Annotated in this window: 13 protein-coding genes; 3 read left to right on the forward strand and 10 right to left on the reverse strand. The window is 70.1% G+C overall.

Annotated features, from left to right (window positions below; genetic code table 11):
• Position 1 precedes the first annotated feature (1 nt).
• The 6 genes from C471_RS11170 to ahaH all read right to left on the reverse strand — a co-directional run bounded on the left by C471_RS11170 (position 2) and on the right by ahaH (position 4,939).
• The gene (locus C471_RS11170) at positions 2–331 is read right to left on the reverse strand and encodes a V-type ATP synthase subunit F (protein WP_004049075.1); all 330 of its coding nucleotides are present in this window, start codon (positions 329–331) and stop codon (positions 2–4) included.
• A complete protein-coding gene (locus C471_RS11175; RefSeq protein WP_004049076.1) occupies positions 328–1,374 on the reverse strand; it encodes a V-type ATP synthase subunit C in 1,047 nt (348 codons plus the stop codon). The genes C471_RS11170 and C471_RS11175 overlap by 4 nt, the downstream gene beginning before the upstream one ends.
• Positions 1,371–1,949: a V-type ATP synthase subunit E gene (locus C471_RS11180; protein WP_004049077.1), complete on the reverse strand. Its 579-nt coding sequence runs from the start codon at positions 1,947–1,949 to the stop codon at positions 1,371–1,373. Before C471_RS11180 ends, C471_RS11175 begins: the two co-directional genes overlap by 4 nt.
• Before the next feature lie 22 nt (positions 1,950–1,971).
• Positions 1,972–2,223 (reverse strand): hypothetical protein, encoded by a 252-nt coding sequence (locus C471_RS11185; RefSeq protein WP_004049078.1) that lies wholly within the window; start codon positions 2,221–2,223, stop codon positions 1,972–1,974.
• Positions 2,224–2,403: 180 nt separating this feature from the next.
• Entirely contained in the window at positions 2,404–4,578 is a 2,175-nt protein-coding gene (locus tag C471_RS11190) for a V-type ATP synthase subunit I (RefSeq protein ID WP_004049079.1), read from the reverse strand.
• Between the two features lie 4 nt (positions 4,579–4,582).
• Positions 4,583–4,939: an ATP synthase archaeal subunit H gene (ahaH, locus tag C471_RS11195; RefSeq protein WP_008005198.1), complete on the reverse strand. Its 357-nt coding sequence runs from the start codon at positions 4,937–4,939 to the stop codon at positions 4,583–4,585.
• A gap of 156 nt (positions 4,940–5,095) precedes the next feature.
• Between ahaH and C471_RS11200 the strand changes: the two genes are divergently transcribed.
• Positions 5,096–6,703, forward strand: a complete 1,608-nt coding sequence (locus tag C471_RS11200; RefSeq protein ID WP_004049081.1) for a nucleotide-binding protein — start codon at positions 5,096–5,098, stop codon at positions 6,701–6,703.
• Between the two features lie 55 nt (positions 6,704–6,758).
• On the opposite strand, the gene C471_RS11205 is transcribed toward C471_RS11200, so the two are convergent.
• Positions 6,759–7,730 (reverse strand): transcriptional regulator, encoded by a 972-nt coding sequence (locus C471_RS11205; RefSeq protein ID WP_004049082.1) that lies wholly within the window; start codon positions 7,728–7,730, stop codon positions 6,759–6,761.
• A gap of 187 nt (positions 7,731–7,917) precedes the next feature.
• Between C471_RS11205 and C471_RS11210 the strand changes: the two genes are divergently transcribed.
• The gene (locus C471_RS11210) at positions 7,918–9,354 is read left to right on the forward strand and encodes a tRNA(Ile)(2)-agmatinylcytidine synthase (protein WP_004049083.1); all 1,437 of its coding nucleotides are present in this window, start codon (positions 7,918–7,920) and stop codon (positions 9,352–9,354) included.
• 38 nt (positions 9,355–9,392) lie between these two features.
• Here the strand turns inward: C471_RS11210 and C471_RS11215 are convergent, their stop codons facing one another.
• The 3 genes from C471_RS11215 to C471_RS17725 all read right to left on the reverse strand — a co-directional run bounded on the left by C471_RS11215 (position 9,393) and on the right by C471_RS17725 (position 11,292).
• Entirely contained in the window at positions 9,393–10,730 is a 1,338-nt protein-coding gene (locus C471_RS11215) for an outer membrane protein assembly factor BamB family protein (RefSeq protein WP_004049084.1), read from the reverse strand.
• 85 nt (positions 10,731–10,815) lie between these two features.
• The gene (locus C471_RS11220; RefSeq protein WP_004049085.1) at positions 10,816–11,046 is read right to left on the reverse strand and encodes a DUF7543 family protein; all 231 of its coding nucleotides are present in this window, start codon (positions 11,044–11,046) and stop codon (positions 10,816–10,818) included.
• 102 nt (positions 11,047–11,148) lie between these two features.
• Positions 11,149–11,292, reverse strand: coding sequence for a hypothetical protein (locus tag C471_RS17725; protein ID WP_004049086.1), 144 nt, complete (start codon positions 11,290–11,292; stop codon positions 11,149–11,151).
• Positions 11,293–11,346: 54 nt separating this feature from the next.
• Here C471_RS17725 and C471_RS11225 point away from each other — a divergent pair.
• The coding region (locus tag C471_RS11225) for an aminopeptidase P family N-terminal domain-containing protein (RefSeq protein ID WP_193366121.1) at positions 11,347–11,759 on the forward strand (413 nt) is incomplete at its 3' end.

The raw sequence follows: 11,759 nt of genomic DNA on the forward strand, positions 1-11,759 counted from the left end.
ATTAGTCGTCCTCCTCCATCAGGTCGATCCCGATGGCTCGTTTGATCTGGTCGCGCAGCCCGCCGCTGCCGGCGCCGGACCCGCCGAGCGTCACGAGCACGGGCTCGATGCTCCCCTCCACCGACTCGCGGGTCCCCCGCGAGAGGTGGTCGAGGTCGTCGTCGTGCATCACGATGATGCCGGTGTCCTCGTCGTCGAGGGTCCGTTCGACGGCGTCGTCGAGCCGCTCGTCCTTCTCGTCGTCCGGTACGTTCTCGAACTTCCGCACGCCGGCGAGCCTGAATCCGGTCGTGAACTCGGGGCTCCCGACGACGGCGATCTCCTGGCTCATGTTATCACCAGCTCCGATTCGATCTCGTCGGCCGACAGCCCGGCCTCCTTCCCGCGGGCGATCGCCCGGATGTTCTCGACCTCGCGCTCCTTCGCGAGGATGTACGAGATCACCGGCGTCACCGACACCGGATGGATCGTGCCGAGCCGGTCGCCGTACGCCAGCAGGGCGGCGTCGGTCGCGTGCTCGAACGCGATGAGGCTGTCCGCCTCCTCGAGCTCGCGCAGCGCGGGACCGAGTTCCTCGCCGTACTGGCTGTCGGCGATGTACTCCACGAGGTCGTCGAGGTTCCGCGCGAGCCGCGCGAGCGACCCGCGGGTGAACAGGTCGCCGCCCTCGATGAAGTACGCAGCGGGGTCGATGTCAGCGCCCGACCGGGCGAGCCGGAGGGCGTTGATCGCGTTCCGGAAGTCGACCTCCGCCTTGAGGAACGCCTCGTACTGGCGGGTCGGCTCGTCGCCGCCGAGCCCCGACAGGAGCCGCTCGTAGAACGCGCGGTCGACGGCGTTCTCCAGCGGCACCAGCACGTCCGTCTCCTCGTACTCGGCGTACGCCTCCCGGAGCGGGTCCCCGTAGATGGTGTCTTCGAGCACCTCGACGACCGCGTCGATCGAGTCGGCCTCGAGCAGCCGCCGGACCCGCCGATCGTCGAACTCACCGGCGCGGATCAGGTCGGTCTCAATGGCCGACTGGTCCGCGTCGGTGTAGGCGCCGCGGATGACCGTCTTCACGTTCCAGGCGTCGAACTTCCGGAGGTACCGAGCGATCAGGTCGTACAGCGACCCCTCGCTCCAGTCGAGGATGTCGTCGAACTGCTCGGCGAGGTTCCGATTCAACGCGTACTCGATCAGGTCCACGCCGCCGTGGCGACTTCCGAGGGCGTTGATATCCGCGCCGTAGCTCGACTCCTCCATGAACCGAGCGATCTCCGACGGTCCCATCCGGGTCAGCTTCCGGTACTCCTCGTCACCGTAGAGGCTGCCGCGGCGGGCACGAACCCGCGCGACGACGTACTCTGGGTTCGAGCTCCCGACGGCGCTCATTGGTCGAACAGTCGCTCCGAGATGTTCTTCAACTCGTCATCCCAGACGGATTCCAGGATCGAGTCGAACGTGTTGTTCACGCGAACGCGAGAGGTGTCGCTCTCCGCGACGACGCCGCCGAGGCAGTCGACCTCGCCGTCGACCGCGGCGTTGCGGTCCTCGACGAGCTCCTCGACGAGCTCGACGTCCTCGGCGCGGGTGTAGACGGCGACGTCCTCGTCGTCGTCGAACTCCGCGAGAGTCGCGTCGAGCAGCGTCTCGGTCAGCTCGCGGCGCCGATCGCCGTCGAGCCCATCGATGGCGGCCTCGACGTCGTCGTAGACGTCTTCCAAGACGTCGCGACGGGCGCCGAGCCGCTCCTGTTTGGCCTCGAGTTTGGCCGAGGAGAGCGTCTGCTCGCGCTCCTGATCGATCTGTCGATCGACCTCGGCGAGCCGCTCTTCGCGGATGCGCTCGGCATCGGCCTCCGCCTCGGCGACGATCTCGTCCGCCTCGGACTCCGCCGCCTCACGGATTTCCTCTGCACGCGCGCGGGCTTCGTCTCGAACGTCCTCAACGACAGTGTCCAAACTCATTGGTGTGGAAAGGGAGTGCCGCTTAGACGATGAAGACGACGACGAGTGCGAGAATGACAATCGTCTCGGGGAGGACCGTCAGAATGAGCCCGTTGACGAACAGATCGTCGTCTTCGGCCATCGCGCCGACGGCCGCGGAACCGATTCCCCGCTCGGCGTAGCCCGCGCCGAGCGCCGCCAGCCCGACGGCGAGTGCTGCCGCGGCGTTGGCGTCAGTCAGCGTTCCACCGGCCTGCAGTGCGACGTTCCCGAGTTCGTTGGTAGCTTCAAGCATTGGTAGTAGTTGCGGTTGCTCGTCTCCGAACAGTTGCTAGTTGCCGCCACAGTGGTCATAAAGCTTCCCAAAACGACCGAATAGAGCGCCCCGGACACGGGAGAAAGGTGCGACTAACGACGGCGATTTTCTGACTCCGGACGACGTCCGCGAGGGCGGTCGCAGAGCAGACCGCGACCGTTACTCCTCGTCGGCGGTGTACTGCCGGTCGTAGCCGAACGGCAGGTACGAGTCGCCGCCGCCCTCGTAGAAGTTCCCGAAGAACTCCACGTATTCGAGACGCACCGCCTGAATGCCGGCGGAGGTGACCCCGAGCGCCAGGACGACGATGTGGCCGACGACCGCGACGACGATCCCGCCCACGAGCGCGACGACGCCGACCGCACCGATCGATGCCGGGTCGAACGCGGTCGTGATCCCGGCGAAGACGAGCTCGTACTCCTCCGGGTGGTTCTGGATGTACTCCAGGTAGTCGGCGGAGAAGATGAAGTGGAAGCTCCCCTCGCCGCCCTCCCCGATGTACGCCCCGAACGCCAGCAGGTTCACGGCGAGCGCCATCCCGCCTTTCGCGAGCAGCACCGCCATGATCCGGGCGTACGAGATGACGTTGACGATCGGCGAGAGCACCTCGGCGAGCTCCGGCGGCTCGCCGATCGCGAGCAGGACGATCCCGAGCAGGATCGCCACGATGGCAGCGTACCCGACCGCGACCGGGAAGCCGGCGAACGACACGGCCCCGAAGGTGAGGATCGAGAACGAGTCGAACAGGAAGTCCGGCTTCGGACCGGGGAGGTGCTGGCTGAAGATCCAGACCCACGCGCCGTTGAGGATCAGCAGCCACGAGCCGCCCTCGTACAGCGCGTGTTTCAGGTCGTGCTGCTGGTAGTTGCTCACGAACGAGAGGATGTGCCCCACGTTCAGATGCGCGAGCCCGAACAGCACGCTGGCGACCAGGAACGACAGCGCCCAGTCGATGTCGGCGGGTGAGAGGCCCTTCCCGTCGACGGGCCAGTGGACGTCACCCGGCAGCAGCTGATAGGCGTGGTAGCCGAACACGTCGATCCCGAAGTAGATCCCGAACAGGATCGTGAAGCCGCCGGCCCACAGCGCGACGGCGCCGAGTTCGCGGAACGTCCCGTCGTACCTGCTGTACAGGAAGGCGCCGATGGCGGCGTACAACACGCCGTACCCCACGTCCCCGATCATGAAGCCGAACATGAGCGGGAACGTGAGGAAGACCAGAAGCGTCGGGTCGAACTCCGAGTACTTCGGCCGCCCGAATCCCTGCACGAGCAGTTCGAAGGGCCCGGCCGCGCTTCCGTTGTTCTGGACGACCGGCGGGTCGTCGCTGCCGTGGGTCGCGTGGCCGCCGTCGGTGGCCGCCTCGCGCTCGGCGCCGCCGTCCGCGACCGCCTCGGTGTGGTGGTCGCCGTCGGGGGTGAACGACGCGCGCTCAAGCTCCTCGACCTCGGCGTGGTCGCCGACCGCGTCGGTGATGGCCGCCCGCAGGTCGGAGAACGTCTCGGTCGGCACCCACCCCTCCGCGATGAAGGCGTTCTCGGTGGTCGCGAAGGAGAGCGGCGCCTGCTTCTTCTCGGCCTCGATGGTGAGCTGCTCTTCGGCGCGCAGCAGGAAGCCGGCCGCCTCCTCCTTCACCGCCGCGAGCTCCGCTTCGATCTCGTCGAGGTCGTTCTGGAGCTCCTCGCGCTCTCGCTCGAGCTCCGCGACGTACTCGCTCGGGCTGGCCTCCGCCTCCGGCACTTCGAGCAGCGCGATGTCGACGCCCACGAGCGAGTCCTGCAGGACGCCCTCCTCGGCCCCGTCCGCGGGACGCGCGAAGATCGCGACGATATCGCTTCCGGCGAACACCTCGAACGCCTCGATCCCGTCCGCGTCGGCGAGCGTCGCCTCGACCGCCTCCGGCTTCGCCTCGCCGACGACGACTTCGAGCGAGTCGTAGCCGCCGAGCAGGTCGAGCTCGATCCCCAGATCCGCGAACGGCTCCATCCGGTCGAGCTCCTCTTCCCGGTCTCGGATCTCGGCTTTGAGCTCGTCGCGCCGGTCGTTGAGATCGTTGACACGCTCGCGCACGTCGGCGAGCTCCGCTTCGAGCGCCTCGTCGTCGATCGGGCGGGCCCCGTCGGCCTCGTCCCCCTCGACGTCGAGGATGCTCTCCAGCGAGCGCACGGTGACGAGCTTCTCGTTGACGGTCTCCGCGCCGTCGAGCGACTCGCCGGGCGAGAAGCCCTCGTAGCGCTCGTCGTAGTCCGTGACGTGCAGGGAGTGGTGTTCGTACGTCGCCTCGATCACGTCGTCGATGACGCGCTTCGAGCCCGTCACCGACACCTTGCTCATCCGCTCAGGCCTGAGCATCCACCGCCTCCTCGGCCTGTTGGTTCACCGCTTCTTCGAACCGTTCGACGGCGTAGTCGACGGCCGAGTCCACGCGGTCGCGGGCCTCGCGTTCGAGCTCGTCGCGGTCGGCACGACCCGATTCGAGGATCTCCTCGCGGCGTTCCTCGATCTCCTCGCGGGCCGCCGCCAGCCGGTCGTCGGCCTCGGAGTCCGCCTCTTCCTCGGCCTCCGCGCGGATCTCCTCCGCGCGTTGTCGAGCCTCGGCGAGGCGCTCGTCGGCGTCCGATTCCGCCTCCGCGATGATCTCGTCCGCCTCCGTTTCAGCCTCCTTGATCCGGTCGAGCACCTCTGGTCTCGCCATACTACTAATCGCCTGAAACTCTACAAGCGACGTATAAGGTGTTTGCGAAAATGCGCGGGTGGTTCCGCCGATTCAGGCGGCCGATCGCGCCGAAACGCCGTCCCGATCGCGCCGTTGCCGCCTACATTTAAGTATCAGTCGCCGGACCCTCACCGTATGGCAACGGTGTATGCGGTCGCGTCGGCGAAAGGTGGGGTCGGGAAGACCACCACGACCGCGGCGGTGGCGACGCTCCTGGCCGACTCGGGCGCCGACGTCGTCGCGATCGACGCCGACCTCGGTATGGCGAACCTCGCGGCGGCCGTGGGCGTGACACCCGGCGGGATCACCCTCCACGACGTGCTCTCGGGGGCGGCCGACCCCCTCGACGCGGTTCACGAGGGGCCGTCCGGACTCCGCGTCGTCCCGGGCGCGGCGGACCTGGACGCGTACGCGGCGGCCGACCCCTCCGGGCTCCGGGAGGTCGTCGACGCCTTCGACGACGCCGACTACGTGCTGATCGACGCCGGCGCGGGACTCTCGCACGACTCCACCCTCCCGCTCGGCCTCGCGGACGAGACCCTCCTCGTCTCCACGGCGGAGCGGAGCGCCCTCGGCGACACCGAGAAGACCCGCCAGCTGACCGAGCGGCTCGGCGGATCCGTCGCGGGCGCCGCGATCACTCGGATCGACCCCGAAACCGCCGCGGGCGACGACCCGATCGACGCGGTCGAAGAGACCCTCGACGCCCCCGTGATCGGACGGATCCCCGAGGACGAGGCGGTGTTGCGCGCGGCCGAGTCGGGCGGGCCTCTCCCCGCCTTCGCCCCGGACGCCCCGTCGACCCGGGCGTACCGCGACCTGACGCGGGCGCTGACCGGCGAATCGATCGCCGGCCCCGGGCTCGCCGCCGGCGACGTGGCGGACGGGGACGACGCGGAAGACAGCGGCGTCGAACCCGAGGGCGGCTCCCCCGCCGACGCCGACACTGAGGGACCGGACGAGGCGGACGAGGTGGTCGAACCGGACGAGGCGGGCGAGGGCGACGAGGAGGACGAGTCAGCCCAACCGGACGAAGCGACCGAGACCGACGGTGCCGAGGGCGAAGACGCTGCGCCAGAAGAGGACATCATCGTCGCCGACTCCGAGCGGGCCGGCCTCAGCGGGCCGGGCGACGAGGAGGACATCATCGTCGCCGCGGAATCGCCCGTCGAGGACATTGCGGAGGCCGAATCCGGCGATTCCACCGACGCCGACGCGGCTGACGAAGAACCGGAGCCCGCCGACGAACTCGACGCCGTCGACGACGAGACGGAGACCGTCGGAGAGGACCACGTCGACGGCGACGACCTCGAAGCGATGATCGAATCGGACGCCGAGCCGGAGCAGTTCGACGACGAGGGCGACGAGGCAGGCCAAGACGACGAGGCAGGCCAAGACGACGGGGCGAACGACTCGGACGAGACGGACGAAGCGGACGAAGCGGACGAAGCAGACGAGACCGGCGTCCCGACCGCCGAACCGGCTGCGGGCGACGAGTCGGTTAGCGACGACACGGCGGACGACGGGAGCGCCGCCGACGAGTCGGGAGCGGAACCGGAGTCCGAGTCGGAACCGGCCCCGGTCGAAGAGGCGGAACCCGACCCGGACGACGAACTCGCCGGCAGCGTTCCGTTCCGCGACGACACCGGAACGATGAACACCGCCCTCTCGGAGGAGGAAGGAGACGAGGACACGGACGAAGACGAGGACGGCGGCTTCTTCAGCCGGCTGCTCGGACGGTAGCGACCGCGACGCTCTCGGCCAGGTCGGTCCTGTGAGAACGCAGGCCGAGGCCCGGTCAGGCCTCGGACGGCGGCTTCGCCCGGTCGCGAATGAGCTCGCGGATCTCCTCGGGGTCGGAGATGCCAGCGAGCTCCTCGCAGGAAACGAGGGCGGTGCCGTCGACCGACTCGCGCTTCTCGTCCTCCTCGGTGAAGTAGACCGAGCGGGTCTGCGCCACCTCGCCGATCGAGGACATGATCCGGGCGCGCTTCTCGGCCGCGGGAGTGAACGTCGAGTGGCCGGTGAGCACCCGAGTCACGGCGCTCCCCTCGTCCTCGGAGACGGCCTTGAACGGCGCGCGGGCGGTCGGGTGAACCGTGAATCCCGCGTTCGTGAGCACGTGGAGGACGTGCTCGTCGTCGGGATCGGTCTCGGGCGCCGAGGGAGTGGGATCCGAGTCGCGGACCTCGTCGGCGCCGTCGAGCACGTCGACCGGACTGGAGAACGGCTCGTTGAACAGCTCTTCCAGCTGGATCGCCACCTCGATGGAGGCGTTCATCCCGTCTTCGTACTTCGAGACGGTGCGGCGCGAGACGCCGAGCTCGGTCGCGAGGCGGCCGAGCGACCAGCCGCGCTCCTCCCGCTCGTCGGCCAGCAGGTCGCCGTCGAGGCTGACGTAGAGCCCGCCGGGGGCGGCGTAGATGAGCGGTGGCATCCCCTCGACGAACAGGTCGTACCCCGTGTCGGGGTTGATCACCGGGACGCCGTGCCGGAAGTAGACGACGCCCGGCTTCAGATCCTCGTCGCGGGTCCGGACCCCGATAACCATCGGCGTCGCCTGCAGGTACTCGCCGAGTCGGCGCATCTCCGCGCCGGTCTCCGCGTCGAGCGCGTCGACGTTCCCGAGGATCTTCAGGAGGACGAGGTCCTCGTCGCGTCTGGCCGCCACGTCGAAGCTCTTGGGCCGGACCGCACACCGGTCGCTGACGAGGAAGCCCGCGTCCTCCAGCATCGCGGTGACGTTCTCGATCAGCGCAGTCCGGGACATAGTCGAGATAAGCGGCTCGCCGTATATATGCGTTGTGTCAATCGCACACGCTCGAAAGCCCTGCCAGCCTGCGGTTTTCCCGATCGGGGCGCCGATGCAGTTATATACTCGTTCGTCGGATCGGACCCTCTCCGTCCGCTCCGTCCCGCCCCGAAACCGGTTTGTCCGGGAGCGCGAAAATGCGCGTATGCCGATCGTCGCCGTCGACGACACCGACTCCCGCGAGCGCGGGATGTGCACGACGTACGTCGGCGCGCGGCTGGCCGAGCGCCTCGACGCCGCCGGCGGCCGCGTCAGTCGCCGCCTCCTCGTCCGGCTCAACCCGGCGGTGAAACACAAGACGCGGGGCAATGCCGCGGTCGCGGTCCACGTCTCCGGCGTCGGCGCCGAGGCGGCCTTCGACCTCGCCGCCGAAACGGTCCGTGAGTTCGCGGCGGCGGACGACCCCCGTACCTCGCCCGGCGTCGTCGTCGCCGACGTCGACGCGGGCGATGCCGACGGCACCGGCGACCCGTTCGGACCGGGTACCGCCTCCGTTCCGGGCGACGTGGCCGACTTCGCCCGTCGCGCGCTCCGCCATCGCCTCTCGCTCGACGAGGCCCTCGAACTCGCCGACGAGCACGGCTTCCGGCACGCGGCGTTCGGGTCCGGCGGCGAGCCCGACGCGGAGGCCGTCGCGGGGCGCGGCCGGATCGGCGCGCTCGCGGCGGTCGGCGCCCCCGCCGCGTTCGACGACTGGACCGTCGAGCGCATCTCTTACCGCGAGCTGGAGCGCTGCGGGACGCCCCGCGACGTCGATGTCGAGCGCGTCTTCGCGGCCGCCGACCGAAGGTATCCGACCGTCTGGGACTCCGTCGACCGCGGAACGGGAGATGCGGTCTGCGTGCCGAACGCTCCCGGACCGATCCTCCACGGGATCCGCGGCGACGACGCCGACGCGTGCCGCGAGGTCGCCGAGGCGATCGCGTCCGAGCCGGTCGAGCGCGCCGCGACGTTCCTGACGAACCAGGGAACAGACGCGCACCTCGCGCCGGGCGCGATCGGCGACCTCCGCGACGGCGCGGGGTACCGGGTCGCCGGCGTGGTCGCGAGCGAGCCGGAGACGAAACGCGGGGGACACGTCCACGTCGACGTGGCGGCGCCGGACGATGATCGTCTCCGCCTCCGGTGCGTCGCGTTCGAGCCGACCGGCCGGTTCCGTGACCGCGTTCGCGCCCTCCGCCCCGGCGACCGGGTGACGGTGTGCGGCGAGCACGAGGTCCGAGCGGTCGAGGTCGCCGGTGGCGTCGACGACGGCAGCGGAGCCGACGGAGCCGACGGAGCCGACGAAGTCGCCGGCGGTCGGGCGACCTTGAAACTGGAGAAACTCGCCGTGCGAGACCTCGTCGAGACGGAGGCCGCCGTGCCGACCTGCCCCGACTGTGGGCGGTCGATGTCCTCTGCGGGGCGGGGACAGGGGTACCGCTGCCGCGACTGCGGCACCGACGCGCCCGGGAAGATCGAGGCGCCGATCGACCGAGAGCTGGAACTCGGCTGGTACGAGGTCCCGCCGAGCGCCCGGCGCCACGTCGCGAAGCCGCTGATTCGCGGGGGGTTCGACGGGCCGATCCACCCGGAGCGGTGAGTCGGCGGCTGGAGCGGTCGAGAACGGAGGGGACCTCGCTACTCGCTCGCCACGAGCTTGTAGCACATCCCGGCCTCGTCGGAGCCCTCCGGGGCGCGCTCCGCGTAGTAGATCCCGTCGCCGGTCACGGCGGGCGCGCTGGTCACGTCGCCCCGGCCCTCGGCGGTCCAGGTGACCGACCCGTCGTCGCGGTCGAGCGCGTAGAGCTTCGCGTCGTACGAACCGACGAGCACGTGGTCGTTCGTGGCGACCGCGCTCCCGGTGATCCAGCCGCCCGTCTCGGTCGCCCACAGCTTCTCGCCGCTGTGGAGGTCGATCGCGTAGGCGTTTGTGTCGTGGCTCCCGACGTACACCTCGCCGTCGTGGACCGCGGGCGCGCACATGACCCCGCCCGTCTCCCCGGGGTCGGGGTCGCCCTTCGCCGTCTCGCCGCCGTCGGTCTCGAACTCCCACAGCATCGAGCCGTCCTCGACGTCGAGCCCGGTGACGGTCCCCGCCCACGAGGGGACGACCGCGATCCCCTCGCTGATCGCCAGCGGGAGCTTCACGTCGCCGCCGGTGTCGTAGGCCCACTCGCGTTCCAGCTCCGGGAACGACCACGCGTAGCAGTACCCGTCGTTGGAGCCGAAGATGAGCCGCCCGTGTTCCCGGTCGATCGCGACCGTCGAGTGCGGGTGGTTCGTGGGACGCCTGTCGCGCCACTCCACCTCGCCGGTCTCCGCGTCCATCTCGACGACGCTCCCGTCCGGGGGCGCGTGCTCGACCGCGAGGTAGAGCTTCCCGTCGAGGTAGGTCGGACTGGCGGCGGCCGACCCGCCGACCTTGTTCTGCCACAGGATCTCGCCGTCGTCGAGCGACAGCGCCGAGACAACGCCGTCGTAGGTGCCGACGTACAGGCTCCCGTCCGCGATCGCCGGGGTCCCGTGGCTGCCGCGGTCGTCGTCGCTGATCGAGGTCGCCCAGTTCACCGAGCCATCCGGCGCGATCGACTGGACCCGGCCGGTGTCGTCGGCGAGCACGATCGCCCCGTTCGGCGCCACCACGGGGCTCCCCTTCGAGGCCGAGTGGTCGCCGCGGTTGGCCGGCACCGACCACGCGGTCTCGATCGCGTCCGGGACCGTCGCGTCGACGTACCCGGTGTTCCGGAGCCCGTTCCGGAACTGCGTCTTCACCCCGTCGTCGGGGCCGTCCGTCGGTCGGTCGCCACCATCCGAATCCCCTCCGTCGCTCCCGTCTCCGGGCCCCCCGTTCCCGGGCGCGTCGCCCTCGCCGGAGCCGCCGGTGTCGAGGGCGGAGCAGCCCGCAAGTCCCGCGGCGCCCGCGGTGCTCGCGGCACCGAGGACCCGAAGCCAGTCGCGACGCGTTCGGTCGGTCATGGCGGTCCCTACCCGCACCGAGAATAAAAAGCCCCGCTGTCGGCGATGCGGCCGAGCGATGGGGACCGGCGTTTTCCGACGGCGGTCAGTCGTCGATCTCCCGGGCCTCGCGCCACGTCGCCGCGCGGTCGAGCGCGGTCTCGCGGTCGTCGAACCGCTCGCGCTCGTAGGCCGACTCGTCGTCGGCCTGTTCCATCACGTCGAGGCGGGCGACGAACCCGCCGTCGCCGCGCTCGCGGATCCGGACCGTCGCGTAGCCGTCGGAGCGCTCCCACTCGGTGATCACGTCGTCGTCGCGTCCCAGAGACCAGGGCATACCGGAGAGGGTGCGCGACGCGGCTAAAACGGCGCGGTTCGCGGTCGTCGACGGGAAAGACCCGTCCCGATCTGCCTCTCGTCCGTCCGTCGTCCGTCCCGATCAGTCCCCGTCGCTCGCCGGCGCCGTCGCGTGCGAGCAGACCGGACAGACCGCGTAGCCGAGGGCGTCGTACGGCACCGACGCCGAGGGGGCGGTCACGTCGCACTCGGGGCAGTCGAACGTCGAGCCCTTCTGGATGCTCATACCTCCCCGTGCGAGTCCTCGGCATATCGTTATGCGCCGCTTGCCGTCCCCTCAATGAGTCCCTACTTATATGCGACCGCGGGTCCGAGCCCGACCGTGACCGAAGACGTTCACGCGGAACGACGCGAGCGCGCCGCGGCGCGGCTCCGGGAGACCGGCGCCGACGGGCTCGTCTGTTTCCCCAGCCGGAACCTCCAGTACCTCACCGGCTTCGCCGAGGAGCCGGGAGAGCGACACCTCCTGCTCGTCGTGCCGGCGAGCGACCGCACCACAGCCGGGGGCGCCCCCGCCGCTCCGACCCTCCTCGTACCGGTCCTCTACGAGGCGCAGGTCCGGGAGGAGACCACGGTCGACGCGGTGCGGACGTGGGCCGACGGCGACGACCCGGCCGCCGCCGTCCGGGACCTCCTCGGCGACCTCGGGCTCCGCGAGGGGCGGCTCCTCGCCGACGACACGATGTGGGCGAC

It is taken from the genome of Halorubrum saccharovorum DSM 1137 (assembly GCF_000337915.1).
In the GTDB taxonomy this organism is placed as follows: domain Archaea; phylum Halobacteriota; class Halobacteria; order Halobacteriales; family Haloferacaceae; genus Halorubrum; species Halorubrum saccharovorum.